At 70.5% G+C, this 20,227-nt stretch carries 17 protein-coding genes; 9 read left to right on the forward strand and 8 right to left on the reverse strand.

The window, feature by feature from the left end; all coding sequences use genetic code 11:
* Window positions 1-12: 12 nt before the first annotated feature.
* On the reverse strand, window positions 13-1,563 hold the full coding sequence (locus tag ASD23_RS01180; RefSeq protein ID WP_056005158.1) for an ABC transporter substrate-binding protein: 1,551 nt from the start codon (window positions 1,561-1,563) through the stop codon (window positions 13-15).
* Window positions 1,564-1,747: 184 nt separating this feature from the next.
* On the opposite strand from ASD23_RS01180, the gene ASD23_RS01185 reads away from it, so the two are divergent.
* The 4 genes from ASD23_RS01185 to ASD23_RS01200 all read left to right on the forward strand — a co-directional run bounded on the left by ASD23_RS01185 (window position 1,748) and on the right by ASD23_RS01200 (window position 7,760).
* Entirely contained in the window at window positions 1,748-2,653 is a 906-nt protein-coding gene (locus ASD23_RS01185; RefSeq protein ID WP_056005160.1) for a MurR/RpiR family transcriptional regulator, read from the forward strand.
* Window positions 2,650-3,819 (forward strand): MFS transporter, encoded by a 1,170-nt coding sequence (locus ASD23_RS01190; protein ID WP_157376970.1) that lies wholly within the window; start codon window positions 2,650-2,652, stop codon window positions 3,817-3,819. Before ASD23_RS01185 ends, ASD23_RS01190 begins: the two co-directional genes overlap by 4 nt.
* Window positions 3,816-6,707, forward strand: a complete 2,892-nt coding sequence (locus ASD23_RS01195) for an FAD-binding and (Fe-S)-binding domain-containing protein (RefSeq protein ID WP_056005166.1) — start codon at window positions 3,816-3,818, stop codon at window positions 6,705-6,707. Before ASD23_RS01190 ends, ASD23_RS01195 begins: the two co-directional genes overlap by 4 nt.
* 144 nt (window positions 6,708-6,851) lie before the next feature.
* Window positions 6,852-7,760, forward strand: coding sequence for an alpha/beta hydrolase (locus tag ASD23_RS01200; protein WP_056005169.1), 909 nt, complete (start codon window positions 6,852-6,854; stop codon window positions 7,758-7,760).
* 31 nt (window positions 7,761-7,791) lie between these two features.
* Here ASD23_RS01200 and ASD23_RS01205 read toward each other — a convergent pair whose 3' ends face one another.
* Entirely contained in the window at window positions 7,792-8,835 is a 1,044-nt protein-coding gene (locus tag ASD23_RS01205; protein WP_056005172.1) for an NAD(P)-dependent alcohol dehydrogenase, read from the reverse strand.
* A gap of 102 nt (window positions 8,836-8,937) precedes the next feature.
* Between ASD23_RS01205 and ASD23_RS01210 the strand changes: the two genes are divergently transcribed.
* Window positions 8,938-9,627, forward strand: coding sequence for a TetR/AcrR family transcriptional regulator (locus ASD23_RS01210; RefSeq protein WP_056005175.1), 690 nt, complete (start codon window positions 8,938-8,940; stop codon window positions 9,625-9,627).
* A 52-nt stretch (window positions 9,628-9,679) separates the two neighbouring features.
* Here the strand turns inward: ASD23_RS01210 and ASD23_RS01215 are convergent, their stop codons facing one another.
* The 5 genes from ASD23_RS01215 to lysA all read right to left on the reverse strand — a co-directional run bounded on the left by ASD23_RS01215 (window position 9,680) and on the right by lysA (window position 15,535).
* The gene (locus ASD23_RS01215) at window positions 9,680-11,272 is read right to left on the reverse strand and encodes an ABC-F family ATP-binding cassette domain-containing protein (protein WP_056005178.1); all 1,593 of its coding nucleotides are present in this window, start codon (window positions 11,270-11,272) and stop codon (window positions 9,680-9,682) included.
* A 199-nt stretch (window positions 11,273-11,471) separates the two neighbouring features.
* The gene (locus ASD23_RS01220) at window positions 11,472-12,275 is read right to left on the reverse strand and encodes an amino acid ABC transporter ATP-binding protein (RefSeq protein WP_056005181.1); all 804 of its coding nucleotides are present in this window, start codon (window positions 12,273-12,275) and stop codon (window positions 11,472-11,474) included.
* Complete coding sequence (locus ASD23_RS01225; RefSeq protein WP_056005184.1) at window positions 12,272-13,249, reverse strand: amino acid ABC transporter permease; 978 nt, start codon at window positions 13,247-13,249, stop codon at window positions 12,272-12,274. Before ASD23_RS01225 ends, ASD23_RS01220 begins: the two co-directional genes overlap by 4 nt.
* On the reverse strand, window positions 13,246-14,181 hold the full coding sequence (locus ASD23_RS01230) for an ABC transporter substrate-binding protein (RefSeq protein ID WP_056005187.1): 936 nt from the start codon (window positions 14,179-14,181) through the stop codon (window positions 13,246-13,248). Before ASD23_RS01230 ends, ASD23_RS01225 begins: the two co-directional genes overlap by 4 nt.
* A 43-nt stretch (window positions 14,182-14,224) precedes the next feature.
* Entirely contained in the window at window positions 14,225-15,535 is a 1,311-nt protein-coding gene (gene lysA, locus ASD23_RS01235; RefSeq protein ID WP_056005190.1) for a diaminopimelate decarboxylase, read from the reverse strand.
* A 145-nt stretch (window positions 15,536-15,680) separates the two neighbouring features.
* On the opposite strand from lysA, the gene ASD23_RS01240 reads away from it, so the two are divergent.
* Both ASD23_RS01240 and ASD23_RS01245 read left to right on the forward strand, forming a co-directional pair.
* Window positions 15,681-17,261: a PucR family transcriptional regulator gene (locus tag ASD23_RS01240; RefSeq protein ID WP_235507594.1), complete on the forward strand. Its 1,581-nt coding sequence runs from the start codon at window positions 15,681-15,683 to the stop codon at window positions 17,259-17,261.
* 79 nt (window positions 17,262-17,340) lie between these two features.
* Complete coding sequence (locus ASD23_RS01245; protein ID WP_056005196.1) at window positions 17,341-18,375, forward strand: NADPH:quinone reductase; 1,035 nt, start codon at window positions 17,341-17,343, stop codon at window positions 18,373-18,375.
* A 37-nt stretch (window positions 18,376-18,412) separates the two neighbouring features.
* Here the strand turns inward: ASD23_RS01245 and ASD23_RS01250 are convergent, their stop codons facing one another.
* A complete protein-coding gene (locus ASD23_RS01250) occupies window positions 18,413-19,069 on the reverse strand; it encodes a LysE family translocator (protein WP_235507595.1) in 657 nt (218 codons plus the stop codon).
* Window positions 19,070-19,171: 102 nt separating this feature from the next.
* Between ASD23_RS01250 and ASD23_RS01255 the strand changes: the two genes are divergently transcribed.
* Both ASD23_RS01255 and ASD23_RS01260 read left to right on the forward strand, forming a co-directional pair.
* Window positions 19,172-19,624: an Lrp/AsnC family transcriptional regulator gene (locus ASD23_RS01255; protein ID WP_056005199.1), complete on the forward strand. Its 453-nt coding sequence runs from the start codon at window positions 19,172-19,174 to the stop codon at window positions 19,622-19,624.
* 115 nt (window positions 19,625-19,739) lie between these two features.
* Entirely contained in the window at window positions 19,740-20,207 is a 468-nt protein-coding gene (locus tag ASD23_RS01260; RefSeq protein WP_056005202.1) for a VOC family protein, read from the forward strand.
* Window positions 20,208-20,227: the final 20 nt, after the last annotated feature.

The raw sequence follows: 20,227 nt of genomic DNA on the forward strand, positions 1-20,227 counted from the left end.
CCGTTCGGGGTCTTAGTTGACCGTCGTGGTGCGGAGGTACTGCAGCGAGCCGTTGGCCATGGGCGTGAAGCCCTGCACCTCGGACGACGCAGCGGTGTAGGAGTAGCTCGTGAAGAGCCAGACCCACGCGGCGTTGTCTTCGAGGTTCTCCGAGATCTGCGCGTAGATGTCCTTGCGCTCATCGGGGTCGGAGCTCTGCTTGCCCTCGGCGAACAGCGCGTCGAGTTCGGGAGAGCTGTAGCCGGCGACCTGGTTGAGGTTGCCCGTGCTCGTGAAGTAGCGGCCGTACATGCCGTCGGGGTCGGGGCGTCCGCCGTTCAGGGCGACGGCCGCGTCGAAGTCGGCGGCGATCCAGCGGTCGACGAAGGCGCCCGACTCGAGCACCTCGAGCTCGAGGGTGATGTTCGCCTCGGCCAGCTGCGCCTTCAGGTTCTGCGCCTCGTTGACGCTCGTCGCGTACTCGCCCTGCGAGACGATCGTCTTGATCGTCACGCCGTCGGACTTGCCGGCCTTGTCGAGGTACTCCGCGGCCTGGTCGAGGTCCCGCTCGGGGCAGGGCCGGGCGTCGGGGTCGGAGCGGTACGCCGGCGACGTGATCGGGCCAGTCACCTCGCCCTCGCCGAGGGCGGCGGTGTCGAGCACCTCCTGGCGGTCGACGGCGCACTGGATCGCGAGGCGCACGTTGACGTCGGCGAGGTCGCCGCGGCGTGCGTTCAGCTGCAGTGCGTGGTAGCTGAGCTGGGGCGTCTTCTCGACGGTGACGGTGCCGCTCTCGGCGGTCTGCGCGACGAGCGGGTCGTCGAAGACGGCGAGCTGCACGTTGCCCGACTGCATGGCCGAGACGATCGAGGACTCGTCGGGGATGACGCGGAACTCGACGGTGTCGAGCTTCGCGGCGTCGCCCCAGTAGGCGTCGTTCTTGGCGAGCGTCAGCGACTGGCTGGCCTTGCGGTCCTCGAGCACGAACGGCCCGGTGCCGTTCGGCGTCGTGTTGAGTTCGGCCTCGGTGTCGTCCGACGAGAGCATCGCCATGTTGATGACGGCGAGGTTCGCCGGCAGGGCGGCGTCGGGGGCGGTGAGCGTGAGCACGACGGTCTGCTCGTCGGGCGCCTCGATGGCGGCGACCGACGCGAGCGAGGTGCGCGAGACGGCGGCGGTCGCCTCGGCCTGGATGGCCTCGAGCGAGAACTTCACGTCTTCGGAGCCGAAGGTCGAACCGTCGGCGAAGGTGACGCCTTCGCGCAGCTTGAAGGTCACGGTGAGGCCGTCCTCCGACGCCTCCCACGACTCGGCGAGGCCGGGCACGACGTTGAGGTCGGCGTCGAACTCGGTCAGGGTGCCGTAGAGGTTCTGCAGCACGTTGACGGCCTGGAACTGGGTGGCCTTCCAGGGGAAGAGCGTGTCGGGGTCGCTCGTGACGCCGATGACGAGCGCGCCTCCCGCCGTGCCCTCGTCGGTCGGCGCGGGCTTCGCCGGGCTGCAGCCGGTGATCGTCAATGCGACGGCCGCTGCCAGGCCGACCGCTGCGAGGGCGCCGCGTACACCGCGGTTGCCTCCGTTCATGGGGGAACTCCTCAGGGCTATGTGCGCCTCGTCCGGGTGGTACTGCGCTGTGTGCGCCGGGTCGAAGAGCATCGGTGATCTCAGTAGGTCATAAAAGTACATCACATTGGCTAGGCGTGTAACAAAATTTCTTCTAGGGTGGTGTCAGCCCCCGACGGGTCATCGACAATCGACGAGGAGACTGATGCCCACTCACGAGCTCAGGGCCGACGAGCCCGGCCGTCGCCCGGTGCTCGTGCGCATCCGGGCGATCCTGCCCGAGCTGCGCCCGAGCGAGCAGCGCATCGCCTCGCTGTTCGTCGCGGAACCCGCGACGATCGCCGAACTCTCGATCGCCGAACTCGCCGCCCGCTGCGACACCTCGACCACCTCGGTCGTGCGCTTCTGCAAGCGGATGGGCTACGAGCACTTCAAGGACCTCCGCATGGATGTGCTCCGCGACGTCGCCCGTGAGACGTTCCAGGCGGCCGGGCTGCCGGAGATCTCGGGCGACATCGACCGCGACGACACGCTCGACGACATCGTGGCGAAGGTCTCGATGGCCGAGACGCTCTCGATCGCCGACACCGCGAAGGGGCTCGACATCGTCGCGCTGCAGGCCGCGGTCGACGCGGTCGGCACCTCCGCTCGCGTCGACATCTTCGGCGTCGGGGCGAGCTCGTTCGTCGGCCTCGATCTGCAGCAGAAGCTCACCCGCATCGGTCGCACGGCGCTGAACTGGTCGGACCCGCACGCCGCGTGGACCTCGGCGGCGACGCTGCGCCCCGGCACCGTGGCGATCGCCGTCTCGCACAGCGGCGGCACCGTCGACACGATCGAGTTCCTCGCGATCGCGCGCGCCTCGGGCGCGACGACGATCGCGATCACCAATCACGACCACTCCACGCTCGCCGAGCACGCCGACATCGTGCTGACCACCGCGGCCCGCGAGACCGGGTTCCGCTCGGGCGCGCTCGGCAGCCGCATCGCCCAGCTCATGGTCGTCGACTGCGTCTTCATCGGCGTCGCGCAGGCCAGCTACGACCAGTCGATGGAGGCGATCCGCAACACCTACGCGGCGGTGCACCACCTCCGCGCGCGCCGTCCGTGACCCCGTCGGTTCGAGGACTCTACGCCGCGTTCGCCGGCATGGGTGCGACCGCGGCGGCCATCCCCGCCGTGCTGCCGTCGGTCGAGCAAGTGGTCGGCGCATCCGTCGCGCCAGCGGTGCCCGCCCTCTTCGCCGGCCTGCTGGTCGGCGTGCTCGCGTCGGGCCTCGTGCTGCGTCGGGTGCGAGCCATGCACCTTGCGGCGATCGGATGCCTCGTGCAGGCGATCGCCCTCGGCGGCGCCGCCCTCGCCCCCACCGCACCGGCGTTCATCGCCTTCGCCGCACTCGCGGGCCTCGGGTTCGGGCTCACCGAGGCATCCGCGAGCGTCGCCTCGAAGGCCGTCTCGACGACCTCGACGGCCGCCATCCTCACCGCGCTCACGGCGACGGTCGCCGTGACCGCGGCGCTCACGCCCTCCCTCGTCGCTGCCGCGGCGGGCACCGGACGGCCGCCGCTCGTGCTCCTCGTGGTCGCCGCCGCGCAGGTCGCCGCCGCCATCGCGCTCGTCGTCGGCGCGCGCGGCGTCGCGGCGCCCGCCCCCGTCCACGGCGAGCGGCCACGCGGCCTTCGACGTGCGAGCCTGCTCGCCCTGCTTCCGCTCGCGATCGCGCTTCCCCTCTACGTCGGCGTCGAGACCGTCTTCGCCGGGTGGTCGGCCGTGATCCCCGCCGAGCTCCTGCAGGTCGACCCCGCCGCCGCCGCGATCGGCACCTCGGTGTTCTGGGCACTCATGGCGGTCGGCCGATTCGTCTCGTCGGCGATGCTGCGGAGCGGGGTCACCACGCGAACCGCCCTGCTCATGGGCCTCGTCACCGCCGCCGCGATGCTCGCCCTCGCCGCCGCCGTCACGCCGACGGCCCCGACGTTCGGCCTCGTCGCCATCGCCGTCGCCGTGGTCGGACTCGCCCCGACCTACGCCCTCACGGTCGGCCTCGCGCTCGATCGCCTCGACGACGCCGAAGCGGCGAAGGCGACCGGCGTGCTCGTCGCCTGCGGCGCGGCCGGCGGCAGCATCGTGCCCGCCGCGATCCTGTTCTTCACCGACGACCCCACCGCCCCCGCGACCTTCATCGCGACCGCCGTCATCTGCGTGATCGCCGCCGCGCTGTCGGCGATCCGCGTCGGCACCATCAGTCCAGCCGCCACAGGAAGCCGCACCGCATGACCGCGCCAGCCACCGCCAACCGCTCCGCCGTCGACCCCGGCGACACCCGTCTCGCCGCCGGCCTCCGCTTCGCGCTCGACGCCGCAGCCTCGGTCTCGACTCTCTCGCCTCCATCGGAGGCCCCGGCGGCCCCGGATGTCTCAGTCACCGAGTTCGATCGCATCGTCGCGGGAGTCGACGCTTCGCACGTGCTGCTGACGCCGTCCGCCGTGGTCACGCCTCGCAGCATCGAGCAGGTCGCGGCGGTGCTCGGCTTCGCGGCCGAGACGGGGCTCGGGGTCACCGTGCGCTCGGGCGGCACGAGCCTCTCGGGCCAGGCCGCGACGGAGGGAATCCTGCTCGACACGCGCACCGCGTTCCGCCGCATCCAGGTCGAGGCCGGCGGCGACCGCGTGCGGGTGCAGCCCGGCGCGACGGTGCGACAGGTCAACGCTCGGCTGCTCCGCCACGGCCGGAAGCTCGGGCCCGACCCTGCCAGCGAGATCGCCGCGACCATCGGCGGCGTGATCGCCAACAACTCGAGCGGCATGGCCTGCGGCACGCATCACAACAGCTACCGCACGCTCGCCGCCCTGACGTTCGCGCTGCCGAGCGGCACCGTCGTCGACAGCTCCGCGCCCGATGCCGACCACCGCCTCGCCGACGCCGAGCCCGCGCTGCACGCCGGCCTCGCCCGCCTCCGCGACCTCGTGCGCAGCCGCCCCGACCTCCGAGCCGAGATCGAGCGGCAGTATCGCGGCAAGAACACGATGGGCTACGGCCTGAACTCCTTCCTCGACTTCACCGAACCCGTCGAGATCCTCGCGCACCTCATGGTCGGCAGCGAGGGCACGCTCGGCTTCCTCGCCGAGGCGGTCTTCGACACCGTGCCGATCGCCTCGAGCGTCGCCACCGCGCTCGTCGTGTTCCCCTCGCTCGACGCGGCCACCGGCATCCTGCCGGTCCTCGTCGACACGGGCGCCGCCACGCTCGAGCTGATGGACGCGGCGTCGCTCCGCGTGATCCAGGCCGACTCCGCGGCATCCGGCATCATCGACGACGTCGTGATCGACGGGCACGCGGCACTGCTCGTGGAGTACCACGGCCGTGACGCCGACGACCTCGCCGGGCAGCTCGCACTGGCCGCCGCAGCCCTCGCGTCTGCCGGTGCACCCGCGCTCGACGTCACCCGCGACCCGAAGGAGCGCGCCCGGCTCTGGCACTTCCGCAAGGGCCTGTATGCGGCGATCGCCGGCGCCCGTCGACCGGGCACCACCGCGCTGCTCGAGGACATCGCGGTGCCCGTCGAGCAGCTGGCGGCGACCTGCGCGGCCCTGCAGACCCTCTTCGACCGCCACGGCTACGCCGACGCGGTCATCTTCGGGCACGCGAAGGACGGCAACATCCACTTCCTCCTCACCGAGGACTTCACCGCCGCCGATGCGGTCCCCCGGCAGGAGCGGTTCACCGAGGAACTCGTCGACCTCGTGCTCGGCGCCGGCGGCACGCTCAAGGCGGAGCACGGCACGGGTCGCATCATGGCGCCGTTCGTCGAACGCCAGTTCGGCCCGGAGCTCTACGGGATCATGCGCGAGGTCAAGGCGCTCTGCGACCCCGCCGGCGTGCTGAATCCCGGCGTGCTGCTCACCGACTCGCCGACCGCGCATCTCGAGCACCTGAAGCTCACGCCCGAGGTCGAGTCCGAGGTCGACCGCTGCGTCGAGTGCGGCTACTGCGAGCCCGTCTGCCCGAGCAAGGACGTCACGATCACCCCGCGTCAGCGCATCGCCGTGCGCCGAGCGCGAGCCGCGGCGAGGGCGGCGGGTGACACCGGCCTCGACGCTCGCCTCGCAGCCGCAGAAGAGTACGCCTCGGTCGAGACCTGCGCCGCCGACGGCATGTGCCAGACGGCGTGCCCCGTGATGATCAACACGGGCGACCTCGTGCGGCGCCTGCGCGAACAGGAGGCGAACGGGCCGGCCCGCACGATCGCCGCAGGTCTCGCGAAGACCTGGGCGCCGGTGTCGAGGGGCGCCGCGCTCGCCCTCACCGCGGCGAAGGCCGTGCCGCCGATCGCGGCGGCGGCGAGCGCCGCCGGGCGAGCGGTGCTCGGTACCGACGTCGTGCCGCAGTGGACGGGCGACCTGCCGCGCGGCGGGGCGAAGCGCGCGCACGTCTCGGCGCCGAACGGCGACGTCGTCTTCTTCTCGGCCTGTGTCGGCTCGATGTTCGGCCCGGCCGACGACGGCATCGGCGCGGCATCCGCGTTCCGCCTGCTCTGCGAGCGGGCCGGCGTCGAGCTCGTCACGCCCGCCGGCATCGACGGGCTGTGCTGCGGCACGCCGTGGAAGTCGAAGGGCCTCGCAGCCGGCTACGCGACGGCGATCGAGAAGACCGTGCGCGCCCTGCTCGCCGCGTCCGACGGCGGGCGCCTGCCGATCGTCTGCGACAACTCCTCGTGCACCGAGGGCCTCGTGCACGCGCTCGAGAACGTCGGGGAGCTCGACGGCGCACCCGTCTCGCTCCGCATCGTCGACGCGGTCGACTTCGCGGCCGAGCGGCTGCTGCCCACCCTCGACGTCGGCGAGCGGCTCGACTCCCTCGCGCTGCATCCGACGTGCTCGAGCACGAGGCTCGGCTCGAACGACCACCTCCGCGAACTCGCGAACGCAGTGGCCGTCGACGCGGTGGTTCCGGATGCCTGGGGCTGCTGCGCCTTCGCGGGCGACCGCGGCATGCTCCACCCCGAGCTGACGGCCTCGGCGACGGCCGCCGAGGCCGCGGAGCTCGCCGAACGCGACTTCGACGCGCACGCCTCGTGCAACCGCACGTGCGAGATCGGCATGACGCGCGCGACGGGCGAGTCGTACGTGCACATCCTCGAACTCCTCGAGCGCGCGACCCGCTGAGCGAGGTGCTGCTGCGGACGCTCGTGTTCGGACGCTGATCGGGTGATGGACGCTGTCGACGCGCGCAGCAGCGCTATCGGACACTGTTGTCCGGTTGCCGTACTGTGGTGCAGGCTTTGCTCAGGTCGATGAAGGGACTGTCCGATGGATCTTCAGCTCGTGCTTCCGGAATTGCGCGAGCCGATGAGGCGTGCGCAGGTGTCGGCGCCGCGCTGGCTTGTACGGATCGCGGTACGCCTGCTGCGCGTGCCGACCTCGAATGCCGTCCGCGTGACGAACGAGCGGACTGGATCGACCCGGATCCGGGTCTACCGGCCGACGAGTGCGCACAGCGGCGCCGCGCTGCTGTGGATTCATGGCGGCGGCCTGCTCTTCGGTGACGCGAAACAGGACGAGGCGCTGTGCCTGTCGACGGCAGAGCAGCTGGGGATCGTGATCGTGTCGGCGAACTACCGATTCGCCCCGGAACATCCCTTCCCCGCGGCCCACGACGATGTACTGACTGCCTGGTACTGGCTCCTCGCACACGCGAAGGAGCTGCGGGTCGACCCGGAGCGCATCGCCATCGGCGGCGAGAGCGCCGGTGCGGGGCTCGCGGCAGGACTGGTCCAACGGATCCACGACGAGGGCGAGGCGGCGCCGTGCGGGCAGTGGCTCTTCGCGCCGATGCTCGATGACCGCACGGCCGCGCGACGGGAGCTGGATGCCCTGCAGCACTTCGTGTGGGACAACGAGGCGAATCGGGAAGGCTGGTCCGGATACCTCGGCACCGCGCCGGGCGCCGCAACCGCCCCGCCGTATTCCGTTCCCGGCCGCCGCATCGACGTCTCCGGCCTCCCGCCGGCCTTCATCACGTGGGGCGACATCGAACTGTTCGCGGAGGAGGACCGGGCCTACGCCGACGCACTGCGGACCGCGGGTGTGCCGGTGACGACGGACGTCGTCGAGGGTGCGCCGCATGGATTCGAGAACTGGGCGCGGGACGCGCCGTCCGCGAAAGCCCTCGTGAAGCGCGCGCAGGAGTGGTTGCGCACCGTCACCGCCCCTGCGTGATCGTGAATCCGATCACGGCTCCGCCGACGGCTCATCCGACCCGCAGCACCACGCTCCCCCGCTTGCGGCCGGTGTCGACGTAGCGGTGCGCCTCGACGATCTCGTCGAGGTCGAAGGCGCGGTCGATGACCGGGCGCAACGACCCCGACTCGGCGAGCGCCGCGAGCCGCTCCATGCCCTCCCGTCCCATGCGGCCGCCGCGGTGGTCGACCACGAGGCCGCTCCGGCGCGCCTGCCCGCCGGCGGCCAGCATGCCGGGCAGGTCGGCGATGACGAGCAGCAGTGCGCCGCCCGGCCGCAGCAGATGTGCGACGCGACCGAACGGGGCGTTGCCCACGCACTCCACGATCACGTCGTAGCGGGTGCCGTCGGCGGAACCACCCGACCCGGAACCCGCCGCGAAGTCCTGGCGCGTGTAGTCGACGATCTCCGTCGCACCGAGCGAGCGAACGAACTCGGCATTCCGCCCGCTCGTCACGGCGGTCACGTGCGCACTCCGTGCCGCCGCGAGCTGCACAACGGCCGTGCCGACGGCGCCCGAGGCGCCGTTCACGAGCACCCTCGTTCCCGGCCCGATCGTCACGCCGTCGAGGTAGCGCAGCGCGGTGTGCCCGCCGAAGACGATCGCGGCGGCCTCCTCGAACGAGAGGTTCGCGGGCTTCGGGGCGACCTCGCCCTCGGCATCGACGACGACGAACTCCGCGTGGCAGCCCATGCGCGCACCGCGCATGACGATGACCTCGTCTCCGGGCTCGAACCGCACGACGCCCTCCCCGATGCGCTCGACGACGCCAGCGGCTTCCATACCCAGGACCGTCTTCCTCGGCCGGAAGAACCCGATGACCGGACCGACGACGAGGCCGAGGCCGCGCGGCACGCTGCGGCTCCGCAGTCGATGGTCGGCGATGCTCACCGTCGAGGCGCGCACGCGCACGAGGAGTTCGCCAGGCCCGGGCTCTGGCCGGGGCGCCGCAGCGACGCGCACGACCTCGGGTCCGCCGAAGCGGGCGGCGACCGCGGCACGCATGGTGGTTCGGGCGGCGGATGTCGCCGGCTTCAGTGATTCGGTGGACATGAGCAGCTCCCTTACGTTGTAAGACTTACGCCGTAAGATACGCCGTCGACGCGGCGGCGTCCAGTCCCGGAGGACAATTGCCTGACGTTGTAAGGTGAAGGCATGCCGCAGCGATCCATCGCACGCCCACAGCTCACTCGCGAGAGCGTGCTGCAGGCCGCGCTGCAGCTCGCCGACCGCGACGGCATCGCGGCGCTCACGATGCGCGCCCTCGCCGAACAGCTCGGCGTCGAGGCGATGTCGATCTACTACCACCTGCCCAATAAAGACGCGATCCTCGACGGCCTCGTCGAGGTCGTCTTCGCCGAAATCGAGCACGAGGTCGGCGGCTTCCCGCCTCCGCCCGCGACGGATGCCTCGAGCTGGGCGCCGACCCTCCGCGAACGCATCCTCGGTGCCAGGCGCGTGCTGCTGCGGCATCCGTGGCTGCCGAACGTCATGAACGCTCGCGGCGCCTCAGGACCCAACGCCATGCGCCATGTCGACGGCGTCGTCGGGATCATGCGCGCCGGCGGCATGTCGCACGACCTCATCCACCACTCGCTGCACGCGATCGGCAGCCGCATGTACGGCTACGTGCAGGAGCTCAGCGACGACGGTGCCACCCCGGCACCTGTCGAACTCGAGCAGCTGGCCGCGCTCGCACCGCATCTGGCCGCGATGCTCGCCGAGGTCGTGCACGACGATCCCGACTCGACGCTCGGCTGGTGCGACGACCAGACGGAGTTCGAGTTCGGGCTCGACCTGCTGCTCGAAGGGCTCGAGCGCCGGCTGGCGGCGCAGCCCGCCTGAGCCGAAGGTCTCGATACGCTCCTTCGTCGATACTCAACCGGCGGGGCCGGCCTCAGAGCGCCCCGGTCGCCGCCGTCTCGAGCACGGTGGGAGTGCCGTCGAAGACGAGCAGCCGGTCGGCGAGCTTGTCGACGAAGAAGCGGTCGTGGCTGACCACGATGACCGCGCCCGGGAAGTGCGTGAGCGCCCGCTCCATGACCTGCGTCGAGGTGATGTCGAGGTGGTTCGTCGGCTCGTCGAGCACGATCACGGCAGCTCCCGAGAGCAGGCACTGCGCGATCGCGACGCGGGCGCGCTGACCGCCCGAGAGCGTGCCGATCTTCTGCTTCAGGTCGGCCTCAGAGAACTGCAGCATCGCGAGGAACCGGCCGACGCTCTTCTTCGTCGCCGTGAAGGCGAGCGAGTCGGGGTAGGCGTTGACCGCGTGCCCGACCGTGTCCTCGAGGTCGAGCTCGGCGTACACCCGGTTGTACGAGACGTACCTGGCGCCCTTGGCCCAGCGCACCGTGCCGAAGTCGGCCTCGGTCTCGCCCGTCAGCACGTCGAGCAGCGTCGACTTGCCCGAGCCGTTCGAGCCGAGCACGGCGACCCGGTCACCCCGGCGCAGGTCGAACGAGAGGCCTTCGAAGAGCGGCGCTCCCCCGAAGCTCTTCGTGAGCCCAGTCACCGTGAGCAGGTCGTTCGAGACCCGCAGTCCCTCGTAGATACCCGTGATGATCTGGTCGATCGGGCGCGGCGCCTGCCGCTTCTTGATGTCGGCGAGCCGGCGGGCGACCGCGTTCGACGGGTTGCGAGCGGCCTCGCGGCGGGCGGCCGACGCAGCCTGCTCGTAGGCCAGCAGTTCCTCTTCGTGGGCGAACTGCTTCTCGAGCATCTTCAGGCGCGACTGCTTCGCGTGCACGTACGCCGAGTAGTCGCCGTCGTACTCCTGCAGGCGGTAGTTCTCGAGCTCGATGATGCGGGTGACGACCCCGTCGAGGAACTGGCGGTCGTGCGAGACCACGAGCACGGCGCCCGCGAAGCCCGAGAGCCAGTTCTCGATCCACTTCACGCCGTCGAGGTCGAGGAAGTTCGTCGGCTCGTCGAGCAGCAGCACGTCGGGCGACTGCACGAGGATCTGCGCCAGGGCCGCGCGGTTGCGCCATCCGCCCGACAGGCGTCCGACCGAGAGAGCGCGGCGCTCCTCGTCGAAGCCGAGGCGGGTGAGCACCGTGTCGATCGTGGTCTCGTAGGTCCAGCCGCCGATGTGGTCCATGCGTTCGAAGAGCTCGCCTTGCTCAGTGAGCAGCCGGGTCATCGCGTCATCCGCCATCGGCTCGGCGAGCGCCATGCCGATCTCATCGAGCCGGGCCTGCGTCTCGTGCACCTGCGCGAAGTGCCCGCTCAGGAGCTGCTGGATGCTCTGCTCGCCGTCGAGCTCCGAGAACTGCGAGAAGTACCCGATCGTGGTGCCGAGGGTGACATCCCGCGTGCCGCCGCTCGGCTCGCTCCGGCCCAGCACGACTTCGAGCAGGCTCGTCTTGCCGGTGCCGTTCTTGCCGATGAGGCCGACCCGGTCGCCCTGCTTGAGCTTCAGGAACGCCTCCTTCAGCACCGGGCGCCCGTCGAACTCGATGCTGACGTCGTTCAGGCGGATGAGGCTCACGAGTGTCCTTGCGGTGAAGAGGAGAGGTTCGGCGAGACGGATGCCTCGAGCCGCGCGCCAACTCTACCGACGCCGCCTGAGCGGCCGGCCCGTGCAGAGGAGCACGAAGCCGGCCGCGAGGCTGCTTGTGGGTGCCGGGCGCTTGACCACTTGCGCGAGGGCTCCGTCTCCGGCGCGCACGCCGGCGCCCCCGCCGCGACTACCGCACGCTCTCGAGGAAGTTCCGCGTTCGCTGGCGTTGCGGGGCGTCGAGCACGTCCTCCGGCCGGCCCGACTCGACGACGACACCGCCATCCATGAACACGACCTGGTCGGCCACGCCTCGTGCGAAGCCGATCTCGTGGGTCACGACGATCATGGTCATGCCGTCGTTCGCGAGCTCGCGCATCACATCGAGCACGTCACCCACCAGTTCGGGGTCGAGGGCGCTGGTCGGCTCGTCGAACAGCATCAGCTTCGGATCCATCGCGAGCGCGCGGGCGATCGCGACCCGCTGCTGCTGCCCGCCCGACAGCTGGGCCGGATAGTGAGCGGCGAAGTCCGCGAGCCCGACGCGGTCGAGCAACTGCTTCGCCCGGGTCTTGGCCTGCGTCCGCGGGCGCCCCGCGATCCCGATGGGGGCTTCGATGATGTTCTCGAGCGCCGTCATGTGCGGAAACAGGTTGAACCGCTGGAACACCATGCCGATGCCGCGTCGCTGGCGGGCGATCTGGCGCGGCGTCATCTCGTGCGCGTTGTGGCCCGACTGGCGGTAGCCGATGAGCTCGCCGTCGACGATGATGCGACCGCCGTCGATCGTCTCGAGGTGGTTGATGCAGCGCAGCAACGTGCTCTTGCCCGAGCCCGACGGGCCCAGCAGCACCGTCACCGTGCCGGCCGGCACCGCGAGGGAGACATCGCGCAGCACTTGGTGCGCGCCGAAGCTCTTGCGTACGCGCCGGATCTCGACGAGCGGGTTGGGAGACGTCCTCGTGGAGTGCTCCACCGGAAGGATGATGCTCATATGACGCTGACCGCCTTGGTCTCCGGCGCCGGCGCGACGCCGGGCCGACGGTTGGCGAATGCACGACGCATCCGCTGCAGGGGGGTGGGCGGCAGGGCGCGGGAGGTGCCCCGGCCGTACCGTCGCTCGAGGTAGTACTGCGGGATCGAGAGCACGCTCGTCATGAGCAGGTACCAGAGGCTCGCGACGATGAGCAGTTCGACCTGCTTGAGGTTCTGCGACGAGATGACGGTCGCCTGCGTGTAGATCTCGAGCACCGCGATGACCGAGAGCAGCGACGTGTTCTTCAGCATCGAGATCGTCTCGTTGCCCATCGGCGGGATGATCACCCGCATCGCCTGGGGCAGTAGCACCCGACGGAAGGTGTAGAGCGGCGACATCCCGAGCGAGTACGCGGCCTCGCGCTGGCCCTCGTCGACCGACAGCATGCCGGCCCGCACGATCTCCGACGAGTACGCCGCCTGGTTCAGTGTCAGCGCGAGGAGCCCTGCCACGAATGCGGTGATGAGCTGGTTGGTGTCGACCTGCCAGAAGACCACGGCGGTGAACGGGATGCCGAGCGCGAGCTTCTCGTAGAGGAGGCCGAGGTAGCCCCAGAGCACGATCTGCACCAGGAGGGGGGTACCGCGGAACACCCAGACGTAGAACCACGCCACCGTCGACAGCACGGGATTCGACGACAGCCGCATCGCGGCGATGACGATGGCCAGCACCGTCGAGACCAGCATCGAGATCAGGGTGATGAGCAGCGTCAGGGCGACGCCCTCGAGGATTCGCTGATCGAAGAGGAACTCGCCGATGGCGGCGAAATCGATGTTCGGATTCGTGAGCACGGAGTACAGGAATGCCGAGGCGAGCAACAGCACGAGCGCCGCGCTGATCCATCGCCATGGCCGTCTCAGTGGGATCGCCACGACATCGTCGTCGGTGGCGTCCTCCCCGAGCTCATTGCGGGTCTGCTCCAGGGCGGTCACTGATCCGACCCCTGGTTCACCTCGGCCGAGTCGACCGCGTACGCGCCGATGTTGTTGCGCTCCAGCACCTGCTGGTACGTACCCTCGTCGATGAGCGCCTGCAGCGCCTGCTGGATCGCATCGATGAGCTCCGTCTCGGCCTTCAGTACGCCGATGCCGCTGTACACCGGATTGAAGCCGGCCGGGTTCTCGGGGTCGCGCACCACGTCGAACGCATCGCCGTCGTCCGTGGTGGCGGCCACGTACTCGGCGACCACGGCGTCGGCCACGTAGGCGTCGCTCTTGCCCGCCCGCAGCGCAGTCTGGGCATCGAGATCGGAGGGCAGCTCGGTGACGACCACCGGGTCGGACCCGCACTCCGTCGCCCGCAGGAGGTCTCCCTGCACGGTCGCCTTCTGCACCGAGACCGTCATGCCGCAGAGGTCGGTCTGCGTCGTGATGCCGTCGGGATTGCCGGCCGGCACGAGGATCGCGAAGCCGCCGTGCGTGTAATCGATGAAACTCACCGTCTCCTGGCGCTCAGGGGTGTCGTTCATGCCGCTCATGATGATGTCGTTCTTGCCGGCCTGGAGCGAGGGGATGACCGAGTCGAACGCCTGCTTGTTGAGGGAGACGTCGATGCCGAGCTTCTGCCCGAGGAGGCGCCCGAGTTCGGGGTCGAAGCCGATCGCGCGATTCGAGTCGTCGTACATGGCCATCGGCGGGAAGGGGATGTCGACGGCGATGTCGAGACGGCCCTTCTCGGCGATCGCGGAGGGCAGCAGCGCGGTCAGCGTCGCGTCGACCGTGGTCGAGATCTCATCGTCGATCGGCAGGTCGGGCCCGGCTGCCGCGGCCTCACCGGAACCGGTGATGGCGGAGCATCCGCTGAGGAGCAGGGCGCCGGCGGCCAGTGCCGCTGCTCCGAGCAGTGTGTTGGTGCGTGCCTTCATGTGACTTCCTTGTCGTCGGGGGTACTCGGGTGGAAGGTGCTGGTCAGACGAGCACGCCGGCTCGCGCCGGAGCGTGCGTCGCGAGCAGGTCGGCGTACGTCTCCCGGCGCGTCACGAGCCTCGCCTCACCGTCGCTGACGAAGACGATGGCGGGCTTCAACGCGCCGTTGTAGTTGTTCGACATCGTGTACGCGTAGGCGCCGGTCGCCGTCATCGCCACGAGGTCGCCGACGTGCGCGGGCGGCATGGGTGCGCCGTCGACCAGCAGGTCGCCCGATTCGCATTGGCGCCCGACGAGCTGCACGCTCTCCGACCACGGCTCGAGCAGTCGATCGGCGAGCAGCGCCTCGTAGCGCTGCTGCGTGAGGGCGATGTCCATCTGATCGGCCAGGCCGCCGTCTACGGCAACGAAGGTGCGCCCGGTGCGCTTGACCGAGGTGACGCGGTAGAGCGTGACCCCCGCCCGGGCGACGATCGACCGGCCGGGTTCGATCATCAGGCGTGAGCCTGCGGGGAGGTGCTCCCGCGCAGCAGCGACGATCGCATCGAGGTACGACTCCACGCTCGGCGCCTGCTCGTCGTAGGTGTAGCTGACGCCGAGCCCCCCGCCGACGTCATAGGTCGAGAACGTGCCGACGGTCGAGATCTTCCCGACGGCCTCGGCGAACTGCGCCGTGTCGAGGATCTGCGATCCGATGTGCAGGTGCACCCCCACGAACTCCATCAGCGGGTGCGCCTGCATGCGGGCGATGGCGCGCTCGGCCTGGTCCATCGGGAGTCCGAACTTCGACCCCGATCCACCCGTGGCCTGCGACACGTGCGTCTTCGCCTCGACGCCCGGGATCACGCGCAGCAGCAGGCGCTGCGGGCGCACGAGGATCCGTTCGAGGCGGTCGAGCTCGTCGTCGTTGTCGACGATGATCGTGCCGATGCCGGCGTCGACGGCCATCTGCAGCTCGGCATCGGTCTTCGCGTTGCCGTGGAAGTACAGGCGCGCCGGGTCGACGCCGGCGGCGAGCGCGAGCTGCAGCTCTCCGCCGCCCGCGATGTCGATCGAGAGCCCTTCCTCGTGCGCGAGGCGGTACATGCCGACCGCCGGCAGTGACTTCGAGGCGAAGAGCACCTCCGAGTCGGGCCAGCGCTCGCCGAGTCCGTCGATGAAGCGACGGATCTGGCGGCGCAGGCCGACCTCGTCGTAGACGTGCAGCGGGGTGCCGAATCGCTCGGCCAGTTCGGTCACGGCGACTCCGCCGATCTCGAGCACGCCGTCGCCGCTCGCGGTCGCCTCCTCCGGCAGGATCCGCCAGAGTTCGCCGAGTCGGGTGCCGTTGGGTGCGGGTCGGGTCGGGGTCATCGTTCCTCCTTCAGCGCCGCGAATCGCGTTCGCCGGGGCCAGCCTAGAAACTTCGTGCTCGCCTGTGGTTGGCGATTTCGGATAGCTTTGCGCCATGGATGCAGCGAAATCTCCAACCCAAACGCCTCGTCCGCCCGGCGCCCGCGTGAGTCTCGTCGAGCTCGTCGAGCAGTTGGGGCCTCGTACGCTCACTGCGATCGGCCCGCTGGGCGACCGGGTCGCCGTCACCGGCACCGAGTTCCTCGACGTCGCCGATGAGGTGATGGATGCCTCGGGCACGCTCCTCCTCGCCCCATCGACCGCTTCGCTGAGCACGGCACGCATCGGCGCACTCGCGGCCGCTGCTGCCGAGCACGGTGCCGCGGGGATCGCGCTGAAGTGCAGTGCCGAGCGGATGCCGGCGCTGGCCGCGATCGCCGACTCCACCGGGCTCGCACTTCTCCGCGTCGCCGACCGCATCAGCTGGCGCCTCCTCGACGCCCAGCTCACCCACCTGCTCGGAGAGGCCGACACGGTGCTCGCGGCCCCGCAGGACCGTGGCGCAGAGCCGTTGTTCGCCATCGCGAACGAACTCGCCGAGTTCTTCGGCGGGTCGGTCGCGATCGAGGACCTGAGTCGCAACATCCTCGCCTACTCCTCGGTGCCGGGGCAGGTGATCGACGCGCTGCGCACCCACGGCATCCTGGCCCGGCAGGTTCCGGCATCCCCCTACAACGACGACCAGTACCGCACCGTGCTGCGGTCCGACCGGCCGATCAGCTACCCGCGCCTGGGTGACGAGGAGCCGCGGGTGGCCTTCGCGATTCGGGCAGGCGCCCTGCCGCTCGGCAGCATCTGGGCGATCGACGCGTCGGGGGCAGCACGTCTCACCGAGGAGCAGGAGCGCCGCATGCGGCACGCGAGCGCCCTCGCCGGGGCCCACCTGCTCGACGATCTCCGAGTGCACGCGACGAATCAGCGCCCGCGCGAGGATCGGCTGCGGACGTTGCTGACGGGCATCGATCTGACCGGAACCGAGTTCGCCGAACTCGGCATCCCCGAGGAGCGCGGTGCCGCGCTGCTCGCGTTCGACGTGCCGGGAGCCGGGCCGACGACCATCGCCCAGTTGCGCTCGACCGTCATCCGCCATCTCGCGCTGCAGCGCCCCGATGCGGTCGCGGTGCCGCATCGAGGCCGGGTCTACACGCTGTTCGCCGCAAGCTCGGTCGACGAGGCCGTGGGCGTTGCGACGCCGCTGCTGCCGCTCGTCGATCGGTTGGTCGGCGATGGCACCCGAGTCGCCGTCGCCGGGCCGGCTCACCGTTCTGGCGACGTCGCCGGTGCTCGCGAGCTCGCCGATCGTCTGCTCGAGGCCGCCGACCGCAGCATCGATCCGTCGACGTCTCGCATCGTCACGGCATCGAGTCTGCGGCCGATCCTCGTGGTCGAACGCGTCGCGAGGCTGTTCGCCTCGGCCGATGAGCTGCGCGACCCCGCGGTCGACGTCGTGCAGGCCTCCGATCAGACGCGGCCGATCGCCGAGACGCTGCTCGTCTGGCTCGAGTGCTTCGGCAACATCGCGCAGACCGCCGCCAGGCTCGGCGTGCACGAGAACACCGTGCGCCACCGCCTGCGCCGCGCGAGCGAGGCGCACGGCATCCGCACCGAACGCGCCGACCAGCGACTCGCGCTGTGGCTCCAGCTGCGCGCGGATCTCCACGGCGCCGGCCCCGCAACGGACGGTTGAGCCGGCAGCCGAGCGGTTCGCGGTCGAGCACGCCCGGCGCGTTCGGAAGGTTCTCGACGCCCGGCGCGTTGCCCACTGCATGAGAGCGATCGCGTATGCCAAGACCGGGGACTCGTCCGTGCTGCACCTCGTCGAGCGGGAGGCGGCCGAACCCGGCGCCGGTGAAGTGCGCGTGCGCATCGCCGTGTCGGGTGTCAACCCGACCGACTGGAAGGCGAGGGTCGGTTCGCAGCCGGGCGCTGCAACACCGTTCGCCGAGGTCGTGCCGAACCAGGACGGCGCCGGCGTCGTCGACGCCGTCGGCCCCGGCGTGGACGGGCTCGTGGTCGGCGACCGGGTCTGGGCCTACCTGGCCGCGCACGAACGACCGTCGGGCACCGCGCAGCAGTTCGCGGTGCTGTCGGCCGAGCACGTGGTGCCGCTGCCGGATGCTGCGAGCTTCGATGTCGGCGCCTCACTCGGCGTGCCCGCCATGACGGCACACCGCGCGCTCACCGTGTCCGAGGAGGGTCCGTCCCGGCTGGGCCCCGGCGCGCTCGACGGCCGCACCGTGCTCGTGGCCGGTGGCGCGGGCGCCGTCGGACACGCCGCCATCCAGCTCGCCCGCTGGTCGGGAGCCACGGTCATCACGACCGTGAGCTCGCCTGAGAAGTCCGCGCTCGCGACCGCGGCCGGGGCCCACCACGTCGTGAACTACCGCATCGACGACGCCGCCGCCGCGATCCGCGCGATCGCCCCGCACGGCGTCGACCAGGTCGTCGAGGTCTCGCCCGCCCGCAATGCCGCGCTGAACGCGAGCGTGATCGCGAACCACGGGACGATCGCCGTGTACGCGACCGACGGCGGCGCCGAGATGACCCTCGACGTGCGCCGGCACTTCGCGCTCAACGTTCGCTACCAGTTTCTGCTGCTCTACACCGTCGGCCAGGATGCCCTCTCTGCTGCCGCGGAGGACATCGGTCGTGCCCTCGCCGACGGCGCGCTGCCCGTGGGCGAGGACGCCGGCCTGCCGATCACGCGCTTCCCGCTCGAGCGCACGGCCGAGGCGCACGACGCCGTCGAGGCGGGCACCGTCGGCAAGGTGCTCATCGACGTCGATCGCGGAATCGGCTGATCCTTCCCGCGGCGAGCGGGGCTCAGCCGAGACGCGCTCAGCCGAGCAGGTGCGACAACTGCTCGACGACGAGCACCACTGCGAGCACGACCATCGCGGCGCCCGAGAGGCGGGAGACGAGACGCATGGCCGACGGCCGGGCGCGCAGCACCGTGCGAGCGCCCATGCCCACGACGAAGTAGACGAGCGCGCAACTGCCGACGAAGATGAGGCCGAGCACGGCGAGCTGCACCGGGATCGGCCAGTCGCCCGCGGCATCCGTGAACTGCGGCAGCAGCACGACGAGCACGAGCAGGCCCTTCGGGTTCAGGCCGCTGACGCCGGCGCCCTGCACGAGTCGGAGCCACGGCGGTGTCGTCGCTCCCACGCCGACGCCGGATTCGCCTGACGCTCTGGACACTCCGGCGACCGCGGCAGGCGGCTCGACGAGCACCCGCACACCGAGGTACAGCAGGTACGCCGCGGCCGCGAACGTGAGGCCGACGAGCACCCACGGCATGGCTGCCACTGCGGCGCCCACCCCGACCGCGACGGCGACGACCGCGGCGAGGTAGCCGATGAGGATTCCAGAGAGCGCCGGCAGGATGCTGCGATCGCGCAGGCCCGAGGCGATGATGTACGCCCAATCAGGGCCGGGCACGAGCACCATGAACGTCATCATCGCCCAGCAGGCGAGCAGCAATTGCGTGTTCACGGCGGCCTCCTCTCGACGGATACGAAGAATGTAGGCGCCATGCACCAGAAGCCGCTGCCGAATTCACCCCCGATCACGCCGTCTCGTGGAACAATTCACTCCATGGATGCCATCGATCTGAAGATCCTTGCCGAACTGCAGCAGGACGGCCGGCTGAGCCTCACCGACCTCGCCGCCCGCGTGCAGCTGAGCATGTCGCCGACCCACCGACGGCTCCATGCGCTCGAGGCATCCGGAGCCATCTCGGGTTATCGGGCGGTCATCGATCCGGAGGTGGTCGGGCTCGGCTTCGGCGCGCTCGTGTTCGTCACGATGGACCAGGCGAATCGGGCGACCATCCCCGCGTTCGACGCCGCGGTCGCCGAGATCCCCGAGGTGATCCAGGCGCTGCGCCTCTTCGGCGACCCCGACTACCTGCTGCGCGTCGCCGTGCCCGACCTGCCGGCGTACCAGCGCCTCTGGGATGAACGGCTCTCGGCGCTGCCGGGCGTGCGCCGGGTCGAGTCGACCCTGGTCATGAAGACGATCGTCGACGACCGGCCGCTGCCGATCTGACGGGCCGGCTCGGCCCGACGCGCGACGCAGGACGACGAGAGCCGCCCCTCGACGCCGTCGGCCGGTCGGCGTACCGTGGCCGTCGAAGCGACAGCCCCGAACGAGGAGGTTCCCGATGGCCGAGCTCTCACCCATCCAGCCGTGCCTGTGGTTCGACGAGCAGGCGCGCGAGGCGATGACGTACTACGTCGAGGTCTTCCCGAACTCGCGCATCACCCGCATCGACGAGTACCCCGACGAGTCACTCGACGAGCACTTCGTCGGCATGACCGGCAAGGTGCTGAACGGCCAGTTCACCCTGAACGGCGTCGACTTCGTCTGCCTCGACGGCGGGCCGCTCTTCGAGTTCAACGAGTCGGTCTCGTTCGTCGTCTCCTGCGCCGGTCAAGAGGAGATCGACTACTACTGGTCGAAGCTCTCGCATGTGCCCGAGTCGGAGCAGTGCGGCTGGTGCAAGGACCAGTTCGGCGTCAGCTGGCAGGTCATTCCGGCGAACATGGGCGAACTGACCCGGCGGCCCGAGCAGATCCAGGTGATGATGCGGCAGAAGAAGGTCGTGATCGCCGAGCTCGAGAACGCCTGAGCCGTCGGATTCCGCGGCTC

The organism is Agromyces sp. Root1464 (assembly GCF_001427265.1).
Classification (GTDB): Bacteria; Actinomycetota; Actinomycetes; order Actinomycetales; family Microbacteriaceae; genus Agromyces; species Agromyces fucosus.